This is a genomic window from Aquimarina sp. AWH4_224 (assembly GCF_056160245.1).
Map to the genome: position 1 here is coordinate 303,228 of NZ_JBSWWU010000005.1, position 25,441 is coordinate 328,668.

Consider the following 25,441-nt stretch of genomic DNA (forward strand, 5'->3'; position numbering starts at 1 on the left):
ATGAAACAAGCCATAACAAAGTTTTTGACCAACCATCGAAAATGAAATTTGGCAAGTTCTATGATCATAAAAAATAGAATATACACATGAAAAACATAGCAGTAATTGGTGCAGGAACTATGGGCAACGGTATTGCACATACTTTTGCGCAAAAAGGTTTTAAAGTACAACTTATTGATATCTCACAACAAGCTTTGGATAGAGGTTTAGGAACGATCACCAAAAATTTGGATCGTATGATTGCCAAAGAAAAAATTACTGAAGCTGATAAAGAAGCTACTTTGGCAAACATCTCTACTTACACTAGTATAAAAGAAGGTGTAGAATACGCAGGATTGGTAGTAGAGGCCGCTACTGAAAACGTAGACTTGAAACTTAAGATTTTCAAAGATTTGAGCGACGCTTGTCCTGATGACACGATTTTGGCAACAAACACTTCTTCTATCTCGATTACACAAATCGCAGCGGTTACTAATCGTCCAGAAATGGTGATTGGGATGCATTTTATGAATCCTGTGCCTATCATGAAATTGGTAGAAATCATTAGAGGATATAACACTTCTGACGAGGTGACACAAACCATCATGGAAGTATCTAAGCAGTTAGGCAAAATCCCAGTAGAGGTAAACGACTACCCTGGATTTGTAGCCAATAGAATCCTGATGCCAATGATCAACGAATCTATCGAAACGTTATATAATGGAGTTGCCGGAGTAACCGAAATAGATACTGTGATGAAATTAGGAATGGCGCACCCAATGGGTCCATTACAATTAGCTGATTTTATTGGTCTTGATGTATGCCTTTCTATCCTTAATGTAATGTACGAAGGCTTCAAAAACCCAAAGTATGCGCCTTGCCCACTATTGGTTAACATGGTAATGGCTGGTAAATTAGGTGTAAAAAGCGGAGAAGGATTTTACGATTATTCGGAAAGTAGAAAAGCAGAAAAAGTTGCCAAGCAATTTGCATAAAGACTAGCTTTCAGAATACAGAAATTATATATTTACAAGTTGGAGATGATTCTCCAACTTTTTTGTTAGCAACAATTATTTAATAAAATGAACTATGGCTGCTAAAGCATACACATCATTTCTAATTTTTATACTTGTATTTTCCATTTTTTCTTGCAAACAGGAAAATAAAAAACAACAAAACACCAAATCTACTTCCAGCTCCTCTGGATATAAGGTAGAAGTCACTATGAAAAACACTCCTGATAGCACCTTGATATTTTATGGTACTAATAAAAATAAAGATTCTATAATGGTTATAAATGAAAGCTTTGAGTTTGATGGTGAAGTCGAAGAGCCAGAAAGGATTTTTATTCACACCAAAGATTTTAATCAAGGTATTACTTATCTATGGCTTGAAAATCAAAATATAACGGTCTCTGTAGAGAACAGTAATCTCTATACAGCTAAAGTTGTAGGTGGCAAATCTCAAGAAGAATTTGATATACTTTCAGAAAAAAAGAAAGTTCTTGAAAAAGAATATATGGAAGTTATAAAACCGCTTCAGAAGAACAACGGCACTAAAAAATATCTTGACTCTCTAAGTCACCGAAGTAAAGAAATATTGGATGAACTGGGATCTATTGAAAAGAATTTTATAAAAGATTATCCAGACTCCTATGTTAGTGTACAAAAATTGAGTGATATCAAGACTTCTTGGGATAAACAAGAAGTATCAAAATTGTACGAAGGACTTTCAGACAAAATGAAAAACTCCAGCTATGGTCTATCTGTTAAAGAGTATCTTGCAATACCAGAAAAACCCAAAATTGGAGATCATTATATCGATTTCGAATTACCAGATATTGGTGGAAATTTGATAAAGCTTTCTAATATCAAAGGAAAATATGTTTTAGTTGAGTTTTGGGCATCTTGGTGTAGCCCTTGTAGAAAAGAAAACCCATTTTTAGTAGAGACTTACGTTCAATTTAAAGACAAAGGGTTTGAAATCTTAGGTGTATCGTTAGATTCCAAAAAAAAACCATGGATAAAAGCTATCCAAACTGATGAATTACCATGGACACAGGTTAGTGATTTAAAAGAATTCAATACATTCCCGGCATTAGCTTATTCGATTTATGTAATACCTTATAATTTCTTGATTGATGAAGAAGGAGTCATTATCGCCGAAAATCTTAGAGGACAGGAGCTTAAAAACAAGCTAACTGAATTATTTAAATAGTAAATTAATTTATGGCAAAAATCCACCCGTTTAAAGCAATTCGCCCAACCAGAGACAAAGTAAGTCTGGTAGCCTCAAGATCTTATGAAAGTTATACGGCTTTTGAGCGTGATTCAAGAATGGATTACAACCCCTACTCTTTTCTGCATATTGTTAACCCGGGATATAAGTACCAAAAAGAAATCTCTGGAGAAGAACGCTACAAACTGGTTCGCAATCGCTATCTGGAATTCAAAGAAGATGAAATTTTTGTTCAGGATGAGACACCATGTTACTATGTTTATAAAATTGTAAATCGAGAACAAGAATCTTTTTCTGGTATTGTAGCAGCTGCCAGTACTGATGATTACGAAAATAATGTGATTAAAATACATGAAGATACGCTTCAACACAGAGAAAACACGTTTAAAGAGTATCTAAAAACAGTAGGATTTAATGCAGAACCTGTACTCCTTACCTATCCTGACAATGATATCATATCAGATGTGATTTCAAAAAAAATTAAGGAAAGAGCAGAATTCGAATTTACGACCACCTACAGAGACACACACTATCTCTGGAAGGTCGAAGATTCCAAATCCATAGAAGCTCTAAAAGATGCTTTTGCTTCTATTGATACTATTTACATTGCAGACGGTCATCATCGTTCTGCATCTTCTCACCTGCTTGCTCAAGACCTCAAAGTCAACAATCCCGATCATTCTGGAGAAGAGCCTTATAACTTTTTTATGAGTTACTTGATTCCGGAGTCCGACCTGAGGATATACGAGTTCAATCGGTTGATCAAAGATCTTAATGGATTGACCAAAGAAGAGTTTTTGATCAAGTTAGACGAATGGTTTCGTATAGAGAACAGAGGAATAGAAGCTTACAAACCTTCTAAACCTCATCATTTTAGCATGTATCTGGATGGAGAATTCTATTCGCTTTACCTCAGGAAAACAACTTATCAATTCGACAATGCACTAGAAGAATTAGATGCACAAATTTTGTATAAAACCGTTTTGAAACCGATTCTTGGGATCGAAGATTTACGTACTGATACTAGAATTGAATATTCTCACGGTAAAAACGATATTATTCCTGTAAAAAGTAGAATTGATAATCAAGAATTTCAAGTAGGTTTTGTTTTATTCCCTGCCTCGGTTTCGCAGATGAAAAAAATAGCGGATGAAGGGCTAAAAATGCCTCCAAAAAGCACCTATATCGAACCCAAATTGAGAAGCGGTATTACCATCTACGAATTTTGATATCCAACACACTTCTAAGTGCAAGGATAGCACCTTTTACCTCGTCGATTTTAGATATATTTGCAGCCTATGAGCGATATCCAACATAATCTCGAACGAATTCGAACAGAAATTCCGGAAAAAGTTACCCTTGTTGCGGTTTCAAAAACCAAACCCGTTGAAGAATTAATGCAGGCCTATAAGGCAGGGCAACGTGTTTTTGGAGAAAACAAAATTCAGGAAATGACCGAAAAATGGGAACAAATGCCAAAAGATATTCAATGGCATATGATCGGTCACGTACAAACAAATAAGGTAAAGTATATGGCTGAGTTTGTGAACTTGATTCATGCCGTAGACAGCTTGAAATTACTCAAGGAAATTGACAAACAGGCAAAAAAACATGATAGAATAATCTCATGCCTTATCCAAATCAAAATTGCAGAAGAAGACAGTAAATTTGGTCTTAGTGAAGAAGAAGCCATTACTTTGTTAGCCTCTGAAGAAGTAAATTCCTTAACTCATGTACAAATTAAAGGATTGATGGGAATGGCAACTTTTACCAATAACGAACAGCAAATAAAATCAGAATTTGGAGGTATCAAACGTCTTTTTGACCAATTACGACCAGAATATCCAAACTTGACAACACTATCTATTGGGATGAGTGCAGATCACGCAATCGCTATTGCTTCTGGTAGTACCATGGTAAGAATTGGAAGTTCAATTTTTGGTGCCAGAAATTACCATTAATATCAAAAGGTATAATAGCAATACACCCTTTTAATTTTGATCTATCAATAAAAGGGTTAATTTAGTATTTTAAAAACTACATTTTAAGTAGTGGTACAAAGGAAAACTCAAAGCACAAAAACATCTTAACAGTAAAACAAATGCCTATACAGTAAACTATGTATGCAATTTTAGATATAGAAACAACAGGAGGAAAATATAATGAAGAAGGTATTACTGAAATTGCTATTTACAAATTTGATGGTTTACAGGTTGTTGATCAGTTTATAAGTTTAGTTAATCCAGAACGTCCTATACAACCCTTTGTAGCTAACCTTACTGGTATTAACAATGACATGCTTCGCAATGCGCCTAAGTTTTATGAGGTTGCCAAAAGAATCGTAGAAATTACAGAGGATTGTGTAGTTGTTGCTCATAACGCCAGTTTTGATTACCGAATACTAAGAACCGAATTCTCAAGATTAGGGTTTGATTTTGAAAGACATTCTTTATGTACTGTAGAGCTTTCAAAAAAATTGATCCCTGATCAAAAATCATACAGCCTAGGGAAATTGGTAAGAGGACTAGGTATTCCCTTATCAGATAGGCATCGTGCAAATGGTGACGCCCTTGCAACGGTAAAGCTTTTTAAGTTACTTCTCACCAAAGATTCTGAAAAGAGTATAATCACCGATACTGTAAGAGCTGATCCCAAGCGTCAGATCGATGATAAATTACTCCGATTGATTGAGCAAGCTCCCATCGCTACGGGAGTGTATTATATGCATAATGACAATGGAGATATCATTTACATTGGCAAAAGCAAGAATATTAGAAAACGCCTCAATCAGCACTTTACCAATGACAATAGAAAGTCCAGACGCATACAAGAAGAAGTAGTATCGGTATCGTATGAAATTACAGGTAGCGAATTACTTGCCTTGCTAAAAGAAAGTGAAGAGATAAAAGTAAACAAGCCAAAGTACAACCGAGCTTTACGAAAAACAAAATTTGACCAGGCATTATATCAATTCGTCGACGATGATGGATACATCAATCTAAAAGTAGGCAAAGCCAATGGTCGCGAAAAGAGCATTACCACTTTTACTAATCGACAACAGGCAAAAAGCTATATGCATCGTTGGACAGAAGAATTTAATCTCTGCCAACGATTAATGGGACTGGTTAATGGGAAAGGGAATTGTTTTAATTATACGATAAAACAATGCGAAGGAGCTTGTATTGGAAGCGAGAGTAAGGATGAGTATAATGAACGAGTAAAGAAATTAATTCATAAAAACTCGTTTGAAGCTCAGAATATGATTATCATTGATCGGGGTCGAGATGTTGATGAACAAGGAGTTATTTTGGTTGAAGATGGTAAATTTAAAGGGTTTGGATACTTCAATCTGAATCATCAAATCAACAATATTGAAATACTACGTACGATCATTACCCCTATGCAGCATAATCGAGATGCTCAACATATTATTCAGAGTTACATTCGCCAGCATAAAAAATTAAAGATTGTCAAATTAAACAGGAATGATTAAACGTTTTCTTCTAATAACTCTCAACTTATTTACCTTATTTCTTAGCGCACAAAACACCTATAACAGCACTAATCTTGTTGTAAGCCAGGCTGATTTAGAAAATAACAGTTATCCTAAAGACAGTACTGCTAACGCTTTGTATATCTATGAAAAAGGATATAGTAGAATAGAAAATGGTAACAACTATAATCTATTAACTGACTATGAGGCCAAAATCAAAATATTGAACCCTCAAGGATTTGATAAGGCTACCATCAAAATTTTTCTCTACAATAACAAAGGAAGACGAGAAACATACCGAGATTTGGTTGCATATACCTACAACTTAGAAAACGGGAAAGTAATAAAAACCAAACTGGAAAAAGAGAACGTTTATGAAGAAAAATACGACGAGCATTACTCTATCATCAAATTTACTTTTCCTGATGTTAAACCTGGCTCTGTATTAACTTATAAGTACCAGCAAGAATCTCCATTTATATTTAAATTCAATGGATGGGATTTTCAAGATGATATTCCAAAAATTTATAGTGAATACATCACTGATTTACCTGGCAACTATTTATACAACATCAAATTAGTAGGACCTCTAAAACTTCATTCAAAGGATGAAAGCCTGATCAAACAATGTCTAGAAGTTGCTAATGGCGGCTATTCTAACTGCTCACATAATGTATATATTATGAAAGACATTCCTGCGTTCATTGAGGAAGAATACATGACCGCAAAAGAAAATTATTTTTCAAGAATAGACTTTGAGTTGAGGGAATATCAAGGATTTGATGGGGTCAATAAAAAGTTTAGCGAAACATGGGAAGATGTAGATAACAAAATTAAAAAGGAAGTTAGTATTGGTATTCAACTCAAAAAAGTAAATTTAGTTAAGAACCTACTACCTCTTGAAATCCAATCACTACCCAACAACATTGACAAAGCGAAAGCTATATATCGTTACATCGCAAAACACTATACGTGGAATAAGAAAAACAGAATTTTTACTGATGGCGATATTAAAAAAGTAATCGCCACTAAAGTTGGAAATGTTTCGAGTATCAACATATTGCTTCACAATGTGCTCAAACAACAAGGGTTTGATGTGTTACCTATATTAATGTCTACCAGAGATAATGGCTATGTTACAAAATTATATCCGGTAATTACCGACTTTAATTACCTGATTGTGCATTTATCTTCAGAAAACAACTCTTACCTTTTGGATGCTACAGAAAAAACACTCAATTTTGGTGAAGTCCCATTCAGATGCTTAAATCAATATGGGAGATTACTGGATTTTAAAAATGGCAGCAGTTGGATCGATATTGAACCAAAACTTCGTTCTTCTCATTTTTACAAAGAAGACATTACACTGAATGATGATTTAATGATAACTGGTAAAGTAACTCATGCTTTCCAAGGATATCCCGCATACTTTAAAAGAAAAAAAATGTATGCTAATACCTCTCAAAATTTAGGAGAAACTATCCAACAACAATATCCTGATCGCATCATTACCAACGTTACTATCAAAAACCAAGAAAACACCGAAAAATCATATCTTGAAGAGTTTTATTTTAATGCTCCAACAGAACAAATTGAAAATATCATCTATGTCAAACCTTTTTCTGAAGCTTTTTTTAGTAAAAACCCATTTACATTAAATGAAAGAACTTTTCCGGTAGATTTTGGTTTTAAAGATTCATATACATATTTGGTTTCCATTAATATCGGGGAAGATTATAAATTTGTAGATCTCCCAAAAAATCAAGGATATGCTCTTCCTAATAAGTTAGCTACGGTAACAATTAATTATCAAAATAATGGTAAAAAATTACTAATTAACCACAGAATAAGCTTTAATGCACCTTATTACCCTATAGAATATTATCCAAGTTTGAAAGAAATTTTCAACTTGATTGTAGACATTGAAAGAGATACTGTCATATCAATAAAAAAAATAAACTAGTTTTAGTATTTTTAAGCAAAACATTTTAGTTTGACAAAAGACACGCCACATAAAACCTGGAAAAACAAATTGCATGAAGTCATCTATGAGGCTGATACTCCAATGGGAAAAGTCTTTGATGTCATCTTGCTTATCCTAATTGTGTTGAGCATTATATTTGTCATGCTGGAAAGCGTGAAAGGACTTCCTATCGATATTTATGAGTTCTTATATTATGCAGAATGGGTCATTACTATATTTTTTACCTTTGAATATATTGCCAGGGTCGTTTCGATCAAAAAACCTACCTCGTATATTTTTAGTTTTTATGGTATTATAGATTTTTTATCAACCATCCCACTATATTTATCTTTTTTCTTTGCTGGGTCAAGCGCTTTACTTACGGTTCGTGCATTGCGATTACTACGAATATTTAGAGTTTTAAAAATCTCCAGATATATTGGAGAATCTAACAAATTAGTAAAAGCGATTAAGGATAGTCGTGCCAAAATATTAGTGTTTTTATTTGCGGTTCTGGTACTGTGCATTATTATGGGAACCGTTATGTATATCGTAGAGGGTGAAGAAAGCGGTTTTAAAAGTATTCCTATAAGTGTCTACTGGTGTATTGTTACCCTTACCACTGTAGGATACGGAGATATTGCTCCAGTCACCCCTTTAGGGCAGTTTTTGGCGGCCATTATAATGATTATGGGTTATGGAATCATTGCTGTACCTACAGGTATTGTAAGTGCAGAATACACCCACCAGATTAAAACTACCCACACTCATCTCAATACACAATCTTGTGGCAACTGCAACGAGAGTGATCATAGAGATGATGCCGAATTTTGTCATAAATGTGGTGAACATCTACTGAAATGAATAAAAATCTGATTGTTGTTATAGGACCTACCGCGATTGGAAAAACCAGTCTTAGCATCGCGCTAGCCAATCATTTTGGTTGCGAAATTGTTTCTGCAGATAGCAGACAGTTTTTTAAGGAAATGTATATTGGCACTGCAGTTCCATCAAAAGAAGAATTGGCCCAGGCACCTCATCATTTTATACAACACAAAAGCATTACAGAACCTTACAGTGTAGGAGATTTTGAAAAAGAAGCCCTAGAAGCAATAGATGTGTTATTTCAAAAAAATGATTTTGTCATTCTTGTCGGAGGATCAGGACTGTATGTTGATGCGATTACCAAAGGACTAGACACATTCCCGGAAGTTGATCCTAAAATTCGGGAAGAATTACAAATCACTTATGAAACCAAAGGCATAGAACACCTTCAAGCTCAGCTAAAAGCTTTGGATCCTGAGTATTATGCTAAAGTAGATACACACAATACTCATAGAGTCATGAGAGCATTAGAGATCTGTATTAGTAGTGGTCAGCCTTATTCTTCTTTTACTACGGCTACCAAAAAAAACAGACCTTTTTCCACTATAAAAATAGGAATTACAGCAGATAGAGAAGTTATTTATGATCGTATCAATCAACGTGTCGACCTTATGGTTGAGCAAGGATTAATTGACGAAGTTAAATCCTTACTCCCACACAAAAATTTAAATGCCCTTAATACCGTAGGATACAAAGAATTGTTTACCCATTTTGATGGGGAATGGGAATTAGATTTTGCCATTTCAGAAATCAAAAAGAACACCCGCCGTTTCGCTAAAAGACAACTCACCTGGTTTAGAAAGGACCCAGAAATCAAATGGTTCCCATATACCGGAGATGTTAAGGAAGTAGTGACTTATATAAAAGAAAAAAGCACCATAAAATAATTATGATGCCTTATGAAATAGTACCGTTATATGCTCTCTATACTTCTTCGCCTCTTACGACTAATCTAAACCCTTCTCCATGAATGTTTAATATTTCAACATTCTCGTCTTTCTTTAGATACTTTCTTAGTTTAGCGATGTATACATCCATACTTCTCGAGGTGAAGTAGTTATCATCTCTCCAAATCTTAGTTAACGCAAGTTCCCTAGGCATTAAGTCATTAAGATGCAGTGCCAAAAGACGAAGTAATTCATTTTCTTTCGGAGATAATTTTATAGGATCTTCTTCTTTGTAAGTTAAGAATCTTAGTTTTGAATTCAGGTGAAAACCTCCTATTTTGAATTCAAATTGTTTACTATCAGCAACAGACTCTGTACTCTTACGTTGCATAATAGCTTGTATTTTCATTAATAATACCTCGCTATCAAAAGGCTTATTTAGGTAATCATCTGCACCTACTTTATATCCTTTTAGCACATCTTCTTTCATTGCTTTTGCAGTTAAGAAGATAATAGGTATTTCTTCATTTTTATCACGGATTTCTTTTGCCAACGTAAACCCGTCTTTATAAGGCATCATGACATCCAAGATACACATGTCATAATCATCCTTTTTGAACTTTTCGAAGCCTTCCATACCATTTTTAGCATGCACAACATCATAATCATTCATTACTAGATAATCCTTCAGAACCGTTCCAAAGTTCGGATCATCCTCTACAAGCAAAATCTTTTTGTTTTCTGTTTCCATATTTTATGATATTAACGGTAATTTAATTATAAATGTAGAGCCTTTTCCCCTTTCACTCTCTACCCATATCTGACCATGATGGTCGTCTATAATTCGTTTCACATATGTTAGTCCCAATCCGTGTCCTTTTACATTATGCAGATCTCCGGTATGTTCTCTAAAGAACTTTTCAAAAATCTTTTTCTGCGCCACTTTGCTCATACCAATTCCATGGTCACGAATTTTAAGAACGATACTATTTTTTACATTCTCAGTATATATATCTATTTTGGGTTCACTTTCCGAATATTTAATTGCATTATCCAGAACGTTCACAACTACGTTGGTCATATGACTGTCATTTGCCAAAATAGTTGTTTTTAAAGCTCCTAAATGTGTTTTGATATACCCTTGTCTATTTTCAACAATCAAAGAGACATGTGTCACTGCATCTTCAATAATATCATGTAGTTCCTGTCTGTCTTTTTTGATATTAAGTTCATTTTTCTCTAATTGAGAAATCCTCAAAACATTTTCGACCTGGGCATGCATTCGCTTATTTTCTTCTCTTATCATTGTCATATACCGTTGCAACTTTTCTTTATCTCCCGAAATTTTAGGATTCTTGATAGCATCCAGAGCAAGGTTGATGGTAGCGATTGGAGTTTTCAGCTCATGCGTCATATTATTAATAAAATCGGTTTTAATTTGGGAGATCTGTCGTTGTTGCATCAATTGCGACAATGCACTCGAATAAGCAATTACAATAATCAGCGTAAAAATGATAGAAAGTATGGCCATTCCTTTAATAGTGGAAAGTACATATTGTTTTTTACCAGTAAAATTAACTAATAACTGATATTCGCTAGCTCCTTGATCATCTGCAAACAGCGCAATAGCATAAGTTGCAGGGTGATCCAAATTAAAATCTTCAGAACGTACTTTGGTAGCAAGAGAACGGCTGTAAATCGCATATTCAAAACCTACCTTTATATCTCTTTCTTCAAGCTCTTTTTTTAATAAATATTCAATTTCCTTTTTCTTTACCCTTCTATGAATAGGAATAAAACTCGCAATTTCTCCTATTAAAATTTCATAGTCCTTTCTCTGCAGGTCTGTTAACCCTTTTATCCTTCTTTCTAACTTAGACGTTGCACTAAGCTCTGTATTACTATTCTGGGTTTCTTGTAAAGAGTTTTCTACATTTCGATTTAAAATACTCTTTAAACGAACTGTATCAATATTGAAATTAATGAACGAAGAGAATAATTTTGCATCCTCCTCCAAAATTTCATTAGCATATTCAAAAGGTTTTGTTCTTTTGTCTATACTAAGGTTCAACAGCTGACGAATTGTATTATTATCGGGTTCTTCTATGCTGTGAATGATCTCCCGCAAAGGAAAAAACATCTCCTCAAACTCTCGGTATTGTATCCCATTGGATACAGAAATCAGAATTTGTTTTGCATTAAAAGAAAACTGCTCTTCATTATTCTCTACAGTGTTGTTAATCCAATATCCCTGAACAAAAATAATCCCAATCAACGATAAACTCATCAGGATTATCAGCAATACGAATAACCTTTTATTCATAGATCAAAAGTAAGACTTTAACATTTAGCTACTTTAGGGTTTAACCAAATGTTAACAAAATGAAGGATAAGGATTACAAGGTAGTTAGCGAGATATTTTCTGGTGTATCTCATTGACTTGTTGTTCGGTATCTTGCAAATCGATGTTCTGTATAACAAAATCGGCCAAAGGAATTTTTTCATCGTCATCCCACTGGTTTTTTATTCTGGATAAAATTTCATCTCTAGTGGACTGATCTCGATTCAATACTCTCGAAATTCTCAATTCTAATGGAGCCACAACAAGGATCGTATGATCACACTGTTTATACCCTCCATTTTCGAATAAGATAGCCGCTTCTTTAATAACATAAGTACCTTTTTGGCGACCTTTCCATTTGTCAAAATGATTAGCCACTGTAGGATGAACGATTGCATTTAATTTTTCGAGCTGGGCCGAATCATTAAAAACAATATTGGCAATAAAGGGCCTATTTAAAGTATTATTCTGATAAGCCTCCTCTCCAAATAAATCTGTAATTTTCTTTTTTACTTTGGGATTCTCATTCATCAGTTTCTTTGCCTCAATATCTGCTATATAAACTGCCACTCCTAAATCCTCAAACATCCGGGCGATTGTAGATTTACCACTTCCAATACCCCCGGTAAGACCAACAACTTTCATACTTAATTACTTTCTTGTTTAAGAACAACAAACTGTACTTGTTTTTCCTGAAGTCGCACATCATGAATCGACTCTGGAATATCCGTCAGTTCTAAAGTTAGAAATACACTTTCTTCTGATGCTTTTGCATAATCGGCTACTACTCGAAAATCTCTTTCGGTAATCTCGTTGTATTTATCCAGACCTACACGATACACAATTGATGTTTCTTTGGGGAAGATTTTAATATTTACTCCTTCAGGCACATTATTTAGGACGATAGGGATCCTTTGACTTCCCTCTGTAAATTTACTTACCAATATCTCAGCTTTTAACTGAACCGGAGATACCTTGACATTGGTTGGCAAAACCTGAGTGTCGATTTCTAATTCTGAGGAGTAATCTACATTAAGCCCTTCTAAACTTAATGGTATTGTCTGTACCTGTTGCAAGGTATCTATCATAGCCGAAGGACCACTGACCATCACCGAATCCGGAGTAATCACCAAACCCTTATCGCTCCCATACCCATTGGCATATTGTATATCCTGAAGAATCGCTATGGGAACCTTTTTCTCAAGGTTAATATCCAGTCTCAAAGTAAGTGTATCTTTTTGTATGGCCAACACCCGTCCCTTAAAATCTAGTTTACTTTGTAAAATTGAAGATTCTTTATCCACAAAAAACAAAAAATGATCTTCATTTTTGGACACAGCGTCTTCGGCATTAAATTCTAGAATAGGTTTTTGCCAATTATGATTGATCAAACGAAAACCATTACCATTCAAAGTCATTCTTAAGGTTTGATCACTAGTTTCATTAAAGATTTTACCCTCAGGCAAGTTGGTATACCGAATACCTACCTCTACTTCCTTTGTATAATTTTTAGAAAATTGAATGAATAACCATAAAAGAGAAGTGAAACCTAAAAAAAACAGAAAAGTTTTTACACTACTTCTTTTGAATAAAAAAGTCTTCTTTTTTCGGTTTGACATATGCTATTACTTTTCAAAAAACAACTTCTTAAATTGCTTTTGTGGGACCCTATTGAGTAGATGAATATAATAATAAGATTTCAGGAATCCTTTTCCGTACCCATAAAATTGTATCAAAACCGCCAGAATCGCCTTCAATGCAATAGAAAGTTTTTTGTAAGCAACGATAGCTCCAAAAAATATAAACACAAAATACAGCCCTAACAATCCAAGGAAATACCACCATCCAAATAATGCAGTTACCAAGGAGAACGCAATAAAACACAGAAATAAGGTAGGAAACCAATAGGTGATTTTTGCCGTCTCTGGATGCCATTTATTAAGAATTGGGCGTACTAATCCAAATTTATTCACCTGTATGTAAAACTTTTTCCAAGAGATTCTTCGTTTATGAAACACCTTCGCATCCGGTATCAAAGCAGTATCATACCCCAAATTCCAAAGTCGTATCGTTAAATCAGGGTCTTCTCCCGGATGAATATTACCAAAACCCTTGGAAGCCTCAAAAGCTTCCTTAGACAACCCCATATTAAAACTACGCGGCTGAAATTTGCCTACTACTTTTTTTCGCCCTCGAATTCCTCCTGTAGTCAGGTAAGAGGTCATACTATAACTTATCGCCTTTTGCAGATCTGTAAAGCTTTGATGAGCATCGTCTGGTCCTCCAAAACAATGCACAAAGTTCTTTGATAAAAATGCATCTACTTTTTCCAGATAATCCGGTGGTATTAACACGTCGCTATCCAAAATAATAAAGTAATTCCCCTTTGCTTTTCGCATTCCGTAGTTACGAGAGTCACCAGGACCTGTATTTTCTTTCTGATAATAGCTTATCTTTAACTTATCACTATATCCTTCTATTACCCGTTCCGCCGTATCCGAAGAACCATCTTCTACAATAACGATTTCATAAGGCTTGGAATACTGCATGGCCAACATGCTTTCCAAAAGCTCATCAATCTCATTGGGTCGATTATATACTGGTATAATAAAAGAAAAATCAAATTGCATAAAGCGAGATGTATCAAAGAAAAATCCCATCTACTCTCAGGTAATGGGATTTTATTATTACATTATTTATCAGTATTTATTGTTCTTCTACAAACTTATCCATCACCATTTGACTAACTCCCATATTTGAGAATCCACCATCGTGATATAAGTTTTGTAGTGTAACTTTTTTGGTTAAATCCGAAAACAAAGTTATCGTATAGTCCGCACACTCGTCTGCTGTCGCATTTCCAAGAGGAGACATTTTATCGGCATATTCAATAAAGCCATCAAAACCTTTTACTCCTTTTCCTGCTGTGGTAGGTGTAGGAGATTGTGAAATCGTATTCACACGTACTTTTTTATCTCTTCCGAAGAAATATCCAAAACTACGCCCTATAGATTCTAAATACGCTTTGTTATCCGCCATATCATTATAATCAGGGAACACACGTTGCGCAGCCATATAGGTTAACGCCACAATACTTCCCCACTCGTTCATTGCATCCTTTTTGTACAAAGTCTGCATGGTTTTGTGGAAAGATAGTGCCGACACATCCCATCCTTTTTCACTAAAACTGTAATTCAAATCTGTATAATGACGACCTTTTCGAACATTGACAGACATTCCTATAGAATGCAATACAAAATCCAGCTTACCGCCTAAAATCTCCATCGATTTTTCTACAAGATTCTCAAGATCTTCAATAGATGTAGCATCTGCAGGTATTACCTGAGCATTTGTTTTCTCTGCAAGGGTATTGATTGCTCCCATTCTCATAGCTACCGGAGCATTAGTTAACACAAAACTCCCTCCTTGTTCAAAAACTTTTTCGGCTGTTTTCCAAGCAATTGAACTCTCATCAAGTGCTCCAAAAATAATTCCTCTTTTGCCTTTTAATAAATTGTGTGACATTAGTTGTAAATTAAAGATCGTTATACAAGCTGTAAAGATAACAAAACAGCCCAAACTGATACTATTTCCGTGTAATTTTAGCTCAATTAAGCAGCAAAGATTTGGCATGCGATAGCGCAGACTCCGAAATACTCTTCCCTCCGATCATTTCAGCAATTTCAGTAATTCGTTCTTCCTGATTTAATAATTTGAGTTGCGTAACCGTTGTATCATTGATATCTTGCTTAAACACCTTGTACTGGCTTTGTCCATTGGCCGCTATCTGAGGCAAATGCGTGATACTAAATACTTGCAAATTCTCACTCATATTCAGCATCAAATCTGCCATTTTGTGTGCAATCTCTCCGGATACTCCCGTATCTATCTCATCAAAAATGATCGTAGGTAGTTGTGCATACCTAGAAAGAATTGCTTTTATTGCCAGCATTATCCTCGATAATTCTCCTCCTGAAGCTACTTTTTTGAGCTCTCCATAGCTTCCTCCTTTGTTAGCACAAAATAGAAATTCCAGATTTTCTTTACCGTTAGAGAAGTAAGCATCCTGTAATGTCAAAGATGTTTTAAAACTCGCATTAGGCATTCCTAAAGCGTTTAGTATTTCTTCCAACTCTTCAATTAATCCTGGTAAAGCTTTATTTCTCTTTTCATGAATCTTTTTTGCAACTTCGTCCAATTGATCTTTTATGGTGTCAATTTCATTTTGAAGTGCTTCAATATCTCCTGAAAGCGATTCTGTTTGAGACACTTTCTGCTGAAGTTCCCCCTGTATGATCACCAATTCTTCAACACTGGCTACATTATGTTTTGTCTGAAGGTTGTGAAGTAACTGCAATCGCTGACTCGCTTTCTCCAGCTGTTCTGGATCTGCTTCTAATTTTTCTAATTCGTTAAGCAAAGATTCCTGAACATCATCTAACTCTATATACAAACTCTGGATCCTCTCTGACAGGTCATGCAAAGAACCAGAATACGAAGCTATTTTAGAGAGATTTCCTTTTATGGTGTTCAACTGATCTCCAACCCCAACTTCTTCTGAAGTTATAATTGCGATCGCACCAGAAAGTCGCTCCTGAATTTCCTCTATATTATTGAGGCGGTCATGCATTTCTTCTAACTCTTGCAACTCGCCAGGCTTTAATTTAGTCTCATCTAATTCTTTTAACAGAAACGAATTATACTCATATTCTTTGGTAAAACTATCTTTACTGGCTATCAGGAGATCAACTTTTTTTTGCTTTTCTTTCAATAACTTCAACCCCCTTTGATAGGATTTCACTTCACGATCTACTTGTGCCAATGCATCGAGTACCTCGAACTGAAAATCATTGGTGGTTACCTCCAAAGTTTGATGTTGACTATGGATATCGATCAACCTAGCTCCCAAACCGGATAATGCCTGTAAGGTAACCGGAGTATCATTAATAAAAGCTCTGGATTTACCTGAAGGAAGGATTTCTCTTCTAATGATGGTCTCTTCTTCATAATCCAGTTCCTGTTCATCAAAGAATGCTTCCAGATCATACTTTGCAATCCTAAAAACTCCCTCAATAACACATTTTTGAGAATTGTCTTTTACGCTATTTAAATCTGCTCTTTTACCCAGCAACAACCCCAAGGCTCCCAACAAGAGAGATTTACCGGCCCCGGTTTCTCCAGTAATAGTAATCAAACCAGCATCAAAGGAAACCTGTAATTGTTCTATTAACGCGAAATTTTTTATAGAAAGAGCTCCAAGCAAAGGATAAAATATTTAGTCGTTCTAGCTTGTAAATATACTATAGATTTCAGAAGATTATGTGCGATTATCAATGAAAAAATAAAACTTTTTCACCTGCTTTTCAACAGCCAAAGTTTTTTAAAATTTGATATCTTTCCAATTATCTGCATAGGTTGGTGCTATCTTATTCAAGATCCCTACTGTCTCGGCTATGTTTACAGAAGGTCCTCCAGAAAGTATGCTAGAAATTTCTCCTGCCTTTGAATCAAAAAATACCCTCATTATAAAAGAGTTTGGACGGACACTATGCAATTTCTCCAGGGATTTCATTGCTTTTAGAATGGTTTGTTTCCCTTGTTTTACATTATTGTGCATTTGATCCAAACCTTCGCGATGATAGGTGTACATCGTTTCACGATATCCATCAAAGGTTCCAGACAATAGATCATCATTAAACCTAAATCTTGACTGTAGTCCATCCGCAGGATTCCACCCCAAAGCATTACTACTTTGTGCATTACCTACTATATTTTTGGCTTCTTGATAAAAATCGGTACCACTATTGAGCGCAAAACTATCTGCATCAACCCCTAGAATCATATATAAATAAAAGGATACAACGGAAATGAGATTCGATTCGAAATTATTGGGATTGTAATTTAGAGGCTGAAACTCTAGATAATTAAAATTGAACTGTCGGTCATTTACATTCAAAATAGTTGTACTGTAATTAGAACCATAAACAGGTCTAGAAGCTTGTACTTGTAGCGTTGCTGTAAACGCATCATTATCAAACCCAACTACGGTGATAAAAAAACTACAATCAATTCGCTCCTCGGTACGGTAATCTATATTGGTCCAAACGGTATTATTAATAAACTCAGTTAACGACCGCTCCAAGGTTTTAAACACTTGTAAGTTAGGGTTTCCGGTTTGCTCTGCATTTACCACAACCGTTGCATTAAACTCTTGAGCATAAACATTACATCCAAATACAAGAAGTACAATAAGAAAGATTCTGTTCATTTTTTCGAGTTTAAATTTTTGAGTATTCGATTTATGTGCATTTGCCCCCTCGCCTAAAAAATAACGAATAACTATACAACGCTATCCGTTGGTAGCCAAATCTGCCACACGCTTCATTTGATCAATTTCATCAAAAATATCTTTGGCAACCTCAGCTTTCGTTTTTAGTTCAAACGCTTTACTTTCAAATTTATGATTGATCAAGGTTACTTTATTTGTAGCTCCCTTAAAACCTGCCCCTTTATCATTAAGTGAGTTCAAAACAATCAAATCCAGATTTTTCTTGATGAGTTTGTTTTTCGCGTTTTCTTCTTCGTTTTCGGTCTCCAATGCAAATCCAACCAAAAACTGAAGCTTCTTCTGCTCACCCATCCATTTTAGGATGTCTTTGGTGCGTTCCAGTTCTATTGAAAATTCGGAATCTGACTTTTTGATTTTCTGTGAAGCTACTTGTTTGGGTCTATAATCTGCAACTGCTGCCGAAGCTATAGCTATAGTACAACTATCATACAATGACACGACAGCCTGATACATATCTTCTGCACTTACCACATTAATAACATTGACCAAGCCATGATCTATTTTTAGGGAAGATGGTCCCAAAACTAAATTCACCTGGGCTCCAAGATTAGCAGCAGCTAGCGCTAACTCTATTCCCATTTTACCGCTAGAATGATTTCCGATAAATCGAACAGGGTCAATGGCTTCGTACGTTGGACCGGCAGTAATTAATACTTTCTCTCCTTTCAAAGGTAATTTACTCAATAGGTCTTTTTTTAAGAAATCTATAATATGTTCTGGCTCTGCCATTCTACCTTGTCCCACCAAACCACTTGCTAGTTCTCCCGCCTCTGCAGGGATCATAACATTACCAAAAGATATCAGTTTATCAAAAGTTTCGTGAGTAGATGGATGCTTGTACATATCCAAGTCCATAGCCGGAGCAAAGTACACCGGACATTTTGCCGACAAATAGGTAGCCAATAGCAAATTATCGCTATTCCCACTAGCCATTTTTGAAAGCGTATTAGCCGTTGCCGGGGCTACTATCATGAAATCAGCCCACAGCCCTAAGTCCACATGATTATTCCAAACCGCGTTCTCATCTTCTTCATCAAAAAAAGAGGAATGAACTGGATTTTTGGATAATGTGGATAAGGTAAGCGGAGTTACAAAATCCTTGGCCGCTGGTGTCATCACCACTTGCACTTCTGCACCTGCTTTGATAAATAAGCGTACCAAAGAAGCTGTTTTGTAAGCAGCAATACCAGCGGTAATTCCTAATAAAACCTTTTTACCGCTTAAAATTGACATAGACTTATAGTGATTCTGAGTCTGTCTTTGTGTTTCTATGGTAGATTCTACCCTCCAACCATTCTTGCACTGCTAACGCATGTGGTTTAGGTAATCTTTCATAGAATTTAGACACTTCAATTTGCTCCTTATTTTCAAAGATTTCTTCTAGACTATCATTGTAGGTAGCAAATTCATCTAACTTTTCTAACAGCTCTTTTTTAATATCAGTATTAATCTGTGTAGCTCTTTTAGAAATTATAGAAATCGCCTCATAAATATTATTTGTAGGTTGATCTACTAAATTTTTATCGATAGTAGTCGTATTTACCGGCGCATTACTTTTTTTCAAATCCATCTTCTACGTGTTTTCTAGTTAATTTGTTCTAATCTCACTTTAATATCTTCAGCAATTTCTTCTGCTTTTTGGGTATACTCTCCTTCTTTATAGTATTTTTTGTAGTTACTATAAAAACCTTGAGCCGTTTCCAGGCGCTCTTTTACTAAACTCTCATAACTTCCGATCGCCAAAAGATACTCTGATTCTAATTTATAATACAATACCTTTTCTCTAAAAATCGATCCAGGATAATCCACAAGGTAGTTATCAAAAGCTGAAATAGCAACTTTGTAGTCTCTTCTATGATGGTATTGTTTTGCAATTTCGTATGCTTTCTTCTCCTTCTTCTCTCTAAGCTCTGCCACCATTGCGTTAGCTTCTTTCAAGTTTTCGCTCTCCGGATATGCATTAATATACGTTTGAAGCTTTTCTATAGCTTGCGTAGTTTCTTCCTGATCCAAACTAGACCTAGGAGATAAAAAATAATAACTGCGAGCTCCTTTAAAAGCTGCCTCTTCCTTTTTATCACTTCTAGGGTATGATTTTGTAAATCTATCGAATTGATAGCCCGACAAATAATAATCTTCTAACTGATAGTAAGTATCGGCATAATAATACATTATTCTTTCTGCCTGAGGCTTCCCTCTGTATTGAGGAACGATTTGCTCAAAAAGTCGCAATGCCTTTTTGTATCTACCCTCTTTATAAAGCTCCTCTGCCATTTTATACTTGGCAGCCACATCATCTTCTCTTACTACCTTTTGGTACTCGCTACAAGAGCCTAAGAATAAAATAAAAATTAATAAATACAGTAATCTTTTCATAGGTAAAAAAACATCTGGCAAAAATAGATATTTCTGCCGTATTACAAAAACTTTAAACAATCAAATCATCACGATGCATCCTTAGCTCTGCTGGGCTTGATAGATCTTATCAAAAAACAGCTTCCAGATAGCTAATCATCTTACTACGCATACTCAATTTAATAACTATACGCTATCTCTTTTGTTGCAGAAAACGATAAGGAAATAAGAAATTTGTAAAAACTAGTCCTCGTTTGCAGGCATTGTCTTGTTCAACTTATCGTGATCCAAGACCGTGTACCCATCGTCATCATAATAAAAAGCAGGAACAAATCGTTCTCTCATTTTTAAATTTTTAAGCACATAAGAATGCACCTGATGTACCTCTTGAGAAAAAGATTCATCATAATAACTTACCAGAATCAGAACCTCTCCATTTAGCTTTTTTATTTTATCACTATCAAATTCAAACAAAGGACTGGTATCTTTGATAGGATGCACTACGGTCCAGGTCGTAGGAAGATAGGTAATTGAATTACGTTCTAATTTCAGGTTATAAAAACTGTTGACAAATTTGCCATCCTTGTTTTTTAATGACAACGACAATGTAGCTTCTATTCTCGGTCTAATCATCACATTTACGCTACGACTCATTAGTCTAAACATAATGCAATCTTCTCCATTATGTTTTCTGAGCACCATATTTTTACTAAACTGAATGTTAGCTCTTGGTTTAGAAAATCGCCCATACAATAGTCCGGTAACAAAAGAGAAACTCAATAAACCGACTAAAGCTTCAAAAGAAGAAATAATCCCAAAAAGTAATCCCTTGGGCGCCATAGCCCCATATCCTACGGTAGTAACCGTTTGCGCTGAAAAAAAGAAAGCATTTAAAAAATCACGAAAAAAACTACCTGAAGGCTCGGTAATACTAGAAATCCCTAAAAGTGTATAGATCAGAGCAAAAACTATGTTGATAAGAGCATACCCTAACAACACCCACATAAAGAACTTGGTCCAGGTAATATTGATCAGGTAATCATAACTTTCAGAAACCGAATTCGGTCGGTTGATGTGCTTAATGTTAAAAGAACCATCAGGATTGATGAAACGCCTTGCATTTTGGTTAGAAGACCTTCCGATTCCAGGATCTTTTATTTTCTTAGCCATCTTTATACACTACAGGTTCTCAATAAAATTTTCAATTTTACCCTCTAAAGCCGAAGAAGCAGCAACCAAAGGCAAACGAACATGATCTTTACACACTCCTTTTACTTTTAGAATGTTTTTGATCCCAGCAGGGTTTCCTTCTTCAAAAGCATAATCGATCACCGGCAACAATTGATACAAAATCTGAAACGCTTGTTCTGTGCTTCCTTCTAACCCTAAACGTATCATTTTAGAAAATTCTTCAGGAAAACCTTGCCCAATAACACTAATAACTCCATCACCACCAGCAGCAACCAAAGGTAAAGCCAGAGTATCATCTCCCGATATCACCAAAAAGTCTTTTGGTCTGTCTTTTAATATGCTTAGCACTTGTGTAAAATCTCCAACTGCTTCTTTGATCCCAATTATTTTATCCAATTGCGCTAATCGCAATGTAGTTTCTGCGGTCATATTCGTTCCTGTACGAGAAGGAACATTATACAACAATACAGCAATAGGACTTGCATTATTGATTGCCAAATAATGTTGGTATATCCCTTCTTGAGTAGGTTTATTATACATAGGCACTACAGAGAGTACTGCTGCAAAATTTGATAGATCTGTTTGTGCTATTTCATCCAAAATAGCTCTTGTATTGTTCCCTCCTATTCCTAAAACCAAAGGAAGTTTTTTATTATTTACAGAAACAATATGCGCTACCAACTCTTTCTTCTCTTCTTTGGATAGAGTTACCGATTCTGCAGTGGTTCCCAAAACCACTAAGTAATCTATACCTCCTTCAATACAAAAATTCACTAAAGCTGTAACTCCTTCAAAATCTATCGTACCATCTGCATTAAATGGTGTTGCCAAGGCTACACCTGTTCCTCTCAGAAAACTACTCATATTACTTGTAATATTTTTAAATACTTTTTTAGTTCGACTATAAAAAGATTTGCATTGTTCATAGTCGACCCTATTATCAGATCATTTATTCTGTGATCCACTTCTGCAAAGCCTACTTTCAGTTTTGCCTTGGAAGCAGCAGCCACGTATTGTAATTCTATCTTATCTTCGGTATAAAAACTAATCAAAACATCAAAATCCTTACGGATAAAGTCCTGTAACATTTGGTTTTTGATCAAACCATTCATCCCAAAACTTTTGTCGTTATAATATGACGCTCCTTTTTCATCAATAATATCTTTATCCTCCTTATAGCCAATTACTTTTAAGTTTTCAGATTTCACCCCAAGTTCGTTAGCTAGTTTAACCAAAGTCACGACGTTCACGGGTTCTGTTGCATCTATAAGAATAGCAAGAGTATTAAGACTGGAAATACTTGGTGAAGAAGAATTTCTTTTCTCGATATGAGATTCAATATTCTTCTTTATTGCATTCCTTTTAAGACCCTTTAAAATCATTTATCCAAAAGATTAAGAAGCCACAAATGTAGCTATTTTACAGTTTAAAATCATCCAGTCTTTCTCAAGAAAAAGAAAAAGCCTGTAAATCAGCATCTTCAAAAGTATTCTTTAGTCAAAGACTGCATATCTTTGGGCTTTGCTTGTATAAAAAAACGTATAAAAAAGTAAAGCCCCAGTATTTCAGCAAAGTTGATCAGCACCGTAAAAACCGTAGTATAATAATACAATTCATTTACCGCCAAAAGCGCATCGACAAACATCGTACAACATCCTGCTACAAAAAGAAATATTGACTTTTCGAATCTATCGGCCACATAGATAAAAAAGCAGATCAAAAAAAACGTTACCAAACTAATCACAATCATTACCACAAAAACTATCGAATCCTCTATTTTAGGGAACACCATCTCGGTAATAGTATATATGAGATATGAAATCAGAATAGCACTAATAATCACAGGTACAGAAACCAACTTTGCCGGGTTCACCTCTTCTTCTGAGAGATACCCTCGTAATGCCAAAACGCAAAAAGAATAAAAAACTGTTATCAACGATGCTATTCTTTCAAAATATCCTTCAAAATCAATGTAGGTAAATGTGTCGGTCGCTATAATCACCAACAAACTTATAATCACAAAAACATTTTTAGTTTTCGCGTGATCCAGATACAGTATAATCAAGGAAATTGTAGCGAAAGGTTTTACATATAAAAGATATTTCTTTTCCAAAAAAACAGCAACTGCAAGAACTGTCAAAAAGGAAATGTAAAATAACGCATATGTAATGTTAGCACTTTTCAAAGACTCTCAAATGGTAACTAAAGATACTTAGAGCATTTAAATCGATACTAATTTTTAAAAAAAATCTTCACCATTTGGTGTTAATTCCTGTTGTTCTATAAAGAATTTGATAAGAAAAAACTGTCCAAACACCTGCAATAAATTTGCAATAATTACAAAGACTTCTAGAAACACATACAGCTTATACAAGGCGGTTATAATATTTACAATCAAAAAACACGAAGCTGCCACCATTAGCGAAGAACTAATGACAGTTTTACTATTTAAATAGATATAGTAACAAATCCCAACAAAGGAGGCAAAAAACAAAATAAGAACGAATAGAAATACTCGATCTTCTCGCACACTTGGCAATATTAACCCTGCCACCGAAGATAGCACATAGGTAATCAATCCCATTGTGATCAGGAGTTGTACTGTAAACACTTTATTCCGTTTGATCTTTATTTTTTTCAGACTCTCCCAAAGCAAAATGATATTCAGTAGATAGTATACCGAGAGTAATACATTCAACAATCTAAAATAGCCTATAAAATCCTTCATGGTGAGTACCTCTGCAATCAAAATGACCAACATTGCCAATAGCACTAAAATCTTCTTATCCTGGGACTTGATTAGATAAATAAAACACAAAGTAAGAATTACCGGAGGCTTAAAGAAAACGGACAGATGTTGCGCAAAAATAGAAATTACTACAAAAGCAAAGCTAGTGATGTAAAATGACTGATATGCTAATTTTTCTGTTTTCAAAAAATCAATTCTTTTTAATACGCATCAAATTCTTCTACTTTTAATTTCAGAGGCTTAGTAACCATATAATTCACCAAAAAGACCCAGGCCATTGGAGCACACAACAACATCAAAACTTGCAACTCATACGATTGCACATAAAAAGTATTAAGCAATAACATAAAATCACTAAACGCAAAGTTTAAAATCGCCAGGAAAAACCAAAGCGACTTTTCTGATCTTGTATTGATATAATGCATTGCAGCCACAATCAACAACGCATACAACAATAACAACAACAAAAAGCCCAATACATTCATATCGCCCATTGGAGTTTTAAGCACAGTATATGTCAAAACAAAAATCACCGTATATAACAAGCTGCCTAGTACTAGTGTAAAAACATCTCGACTGTTATACTCAAAAGACCTATGGTTATAGTACAAGAAGTAAAATAATAGCACATAACCCACGATATGAATAACCATATCGTATCGTATGGTATTTTTGAAACCTGTTAAAACAATCAAATCTCCCATAGCAAATAACATTATTACAGACAGATGATATATTTTAATTCTTACCGTTCTGATACAATAAAAAATAGGGATGGATATAGAAAGTGTGATTTTTGAAATTGTGTATAAAAGTTCAATTTTAAACACAAAAGTCAACACCTGTATAATGATCAAAAAAGAAATTAAAAACTTTAGTATTTTTTTGCCATCCATTAAACTTTTTTTGCACCCAAAGCTTATAGCTTTATATCACAAGTACGGCCCATTAATATATTGTGAGAAATGAATTAACAATATACTAAAATTTAACAAATAAATGACTTTCAGA

25 protein-coding genes are annotated in these 25,441 nt (G+C 34.9%); 8 read left to right on the plus strand and 17 right to left on the minus strand.

The annotated features are described in order from the left end of the window. Positions 1 to 86 precede the first annotated feature (86 nt). The 8 genes from ACXAGJ_RS12265 (at position 87) to miaA (ending at position 9,445) form a co-directional block, all read left to right on the plus strand. Complete coding sequence (locus ACXAGJ_RS12265) at positions 87 to 974, plus strand: 3-hydroxybutyryl-CoA dehydrogenase (protein WP_474840240.1); 888 nt, start codon at positions 87 to 89, stop codon at positions 972 to 974. A gap of 94 nt (positions 975 to 1,068) precedes the next feature. After that, the gene (locus tag ACXAGJ_RS12270; protein ID WP_474840242.1) at positions 1,069 to 2,196 is read left to right on the plus strand and encodes a redoxin domain-containing protein; all 1,128 of its coding nucleotides are present in this window, start codon (positions 1,069 to 1,071) and stop codon (positions 2,194 to 2,196) included. 11 nt (positions 2,197 to 2,207) lie between these two features. Further along, positions 2,208 to 3,446, plus strand: a complete 1,239-nt coding sequence (locus ACXAGJ_RS12275; protein ID WP_474840244.1) for a DUF1015 domain-containing protein — start codon at positions 2,208 to 2,210, stop codon at positions 3,444 to 3,446. 69 nt (positions 3,447 to 3,515) lie between these two features. Next, positions 3,516 to 4,178 carry a YggS family pyridoxal phosphate-dependent enzyme gene (locus ACXAGJ_RS12280; protein WP_474840246.1) on the plus strand — a complete coding sequence of 221 codons (663 nt, stop codon included), beginning with the start codon at positions 3,516 to 3,518 and terminating at the stop codon, positions 4,176 to 4,178. Between the two features lie 158 nt (positions 4,179 to 4,336). Beyond that, complete coding sequence (locus tag ACXAGJ_RS12285) at positions 4,337 to 5,710, plus strand: exonuclease domain-containing protein (RefSeq protein WP_474840248.1); 1,374 nt, start codon at positions 4,337 to 4,339, stop codon at positions 5,708 to 5,710. Beyond that, positions 5,703 to 7,673 carry a DUF3857 domain-containing protein gene (locus ACXAGJ_RS12290; RefSeq protein ID WP_474840250.1) on the plus strand — a complete coding sequence of 657 codons (1,971 nt, stop codon included), beginning with the start codon at positions 5,703 to 5,705 and terminating at the stop codon, positions 7,671 to 7,673. The genes ACXAGJ_RS12285 and ACXAGJ_RS12290 overlap by 8 nt, the downstream gene beginning before the upstream one ends. 30 nt (positions 7,674 to 7,703) lie before the next feature. Continuing rightward, positions 7,704 to 8,537 (plus strand): ion transporter, encoded by an 834-nt coding sequence (locus tag ACXAGJ_RS12295; RefSeq protein WP_474840252.1) that lies wholly within the window; start codon positions 7,704 to 7,706, stop codon positions 8,535 to 8,537. Continuing rightward, a complete protein-coding gene (gene miaA / locus ACXAGJ_RS12300) occupies positions 8,534 to 9,445 on the plus strand; it encodes a tRNA (adenosine(37)-N6)-dimethylallyltransferase MiaA (RefSeq protein WP_474840254.1) in 912 nt (303 codons plus the stop codon). The genes ACXAGJ_RS12295 and miaA overlap by 4 nt, the downstream gene beginning before the upstream one ends. A gap of 37 nt (positions 9,446 to 9,482) precedes the next feature. Here miaA and ACXAGJ_RS12305 read toward each other — a convergent pair whose 3' ends face one another. From ACXAGJ_RS12305 to ACXAGJ_RS12385, 17 genes are all read right to left on the minus strand, one after another. Then, positions 9,483 to 10,196, minus strand: a complete 714-nt coding sequence (locus ACXAGJ_RS12305) for a response regulator transcription factor (RefSeq protein WP_073316271.1) — start codon at positions 10,194 to 10,196, stop codon at positions 9,483 to 9,485. Between the two features lie 3 nt (positions 10,197 to 10,199). Next, positions 10,200 to 11,768, minus strand: coding sequence for a sensor histidine kinase (locus tag ACXAGJ_RS12310; RefSeq protein WP_474840256.1), 1,569 nt, complete (start codon positions 11,766 to 11,768; stop codon positions 10,200 to 10,202). 84 nt (positions 11,769 to 11,852) lie between these two features. Beyond that, positions 11,853 to 12,431, minus strand: a complete 579-nt coding sequence (coaE, locus tag ACXAGJ_RS12315) for a dephospho-CoA kinase (RefSeq protein ID WP_474840258.1) — start codon at positions 12,429 to 12,431, stop codon at positions 11,853 to 11,855. Between the two features lie 2 nt (positions 12,432 to 12,433). Continuing rightward, on the minus strand, positions 12,434 to 13,405 hold the full coding sequence (locus tag ACXAGJ_RS12320) for a CdaR family protein (protein WP_474840260.1): 972 nt from the start codon (positions 13,403 to 13,405) through the stop codon (positions 12,434 to 12,436). A gap of 6 nt (positions 13,406 to 13,411) precedes the next feature. Next, positions 13,412 to 14,416 (minus strand): glycosyltransferase family 2 protein, encoded by a 1,005-nt coding sequence (locus ACXAGJ_RS12325; protein ID WP_474840262.1) that lies wholly within the window; start codon positions 14,414 to 14,416, stop codon positions 13,412 to 13,414. 76 nt (positions 14,417 to 14,492) lie between these two features. Then, positions 14,493 to 15,311: an SDR family oxidoreductase gene (locus ACXAGJ_RS12330; RefSeq protein WP_473281157.1), complete on the minus strand. Its 819-nt coding sequence runs from the start codon at positions 15,309 to 15,311 to the stop codon at positions 14,493 to 14,495. Positions 15,312 to 15,393: 82 nt separating this feature from the next. Then, entirely contained in the window at positions 15,394 to 17,049 is a 1,656-nt protein-coding gene (gene recN, locus ACXAGJ_RS12335) for a DNA repair protein RecN (protein ID WP_474840265.1), read from the minus strand. Positions 17,050 to 17,166: 117 nt separating this feature from the next. Continuing rightward, entirely contained in the window at positions 17,167 to 18,054 is an 888-nt protein-coding gene (gene porD / locus ACXAGJ_RS12340; protein ID WP_073316265.1) for a type IX secretion system protein PorD, read from the minus strand. An 81-nt stretch (positions 18,055 to 18,135) separates the two neighbouring features. Continuing rightward, positions 18,136 to 19,368, minus strand: coding sequence for a bifunctional phosphopantothenoylcysteine decarboxylase/phosphopantothenate--cysteine ligase CoaBC (gene coaBC, locus ACXAGJ_RS12345; protein WP_474840268.1), 1,233 nt, complete (start codon positions 19,366 to 19,368; stop codon positions 18,136 to 18,138). Between the two features lie 4 nt (positions 19,369 to 19,372). Then, positions 19,373 to 19,705 carry a DNA-directed RNA polymerase subunit omega gene (locus tag ACXAGJ_RS12350; RefSeq protein ID WP_073316263.1) on the minus strand — a complete coding sequence of 111 codons (333 nt, stop codon included), beginning with the start codon at positions 19,703 to 19,705 and terminating at the stop codon, positions 19,373 to 19,375. Positions 19,706 to 19,719: 14 nt separating this feature from the next. Beyond that, positions 19,720 to 20,511: an outer membrane protein assembly factor BamD gene (locus ACXAGJ_RS12355; protein ID WP_474840270.1), complete on the minus strand. Its 792-nt coding sequence runs from the start codon at positions 20,509 to 20,511 to the stop codon at positions 19,720 to 19,722. Positions 20,512 to 20,733: 222 nt separating this feature from the next. Next, positions 20,734 to 21,660, minus strand: a complete 927-nt coding sequence (locus tag ACXAGJ_RS12360; protein WP_474840272.1) for an ion channel — start codon at positions 21,658 to 21,660, stop codon at positions 20,734 to 20,736. A gap of 9 nt (positions 21,661 to 21,669) precedes the next feature. Further along, positions 21,670 to 22,545, minus strand: a complete 876-nt coding sequence (gene dapA / locus ACXAGJ_RS12365) for a 4-hydroxy-tetrahydrodipicolinate synthase (RefSeq protein ID WP_474840274.1) — start codon at positions 22,543 to 22,545, stop codon at positions 21,670 to 21,672. Continuing rightward, a complete protein-coding gene (locus ACXAGJ_RS12370; protein WP_474840276.1) occupies positions 22,542 to 23,063 on the minus strand; it encodes a DUF6913 domain-containing protein in 522 nt (173 codons plus the stop codon). The genes dapA and ACXAGJ_RS12370 overlap by 4 nt, the downstream gene beginning before the upstream one ends. Before the next feature lie 98 nt (positions 23,064 to 23,161). After that, complete coding sequence (locus ACXAGJ_RS12375) at positions 23,162 to 23,701, minus strand: hypothetical protein (RefSeq protein WP_474840278.1); 540 nt, start codon at positions 23,699 to 23,701, stop codon at positions 23,162 to 23,164. A gap of 219 nt (positions 23,702 to 23,920) precedes the next feature. Further along, positions 23,921 to 24,616, minus strand: coding sequence for a hypothetical protein (locus ACXAGJ_RS12380; RefSeq protein ID WP_474840280.1), 696 nt, complete (start codon positions 24,614 to 24,616; stop codon positions 23,921 to 23,923). Between the two features lie 14 nt (positions 24,617 to 24,630). Further along, complete coding sequence (locus ACXAGJ_RS12385; RefSeq protein WP_474840282.1) at positions 24,631 to 25,134, minus strand: hypothetical protein; 504 nt, start codon at positions 25,132 to 25,134, stop codon at positions 24,631 to 24,633. Positions 25,135 to 25,441: the final 307 nt, after the last annotated feature.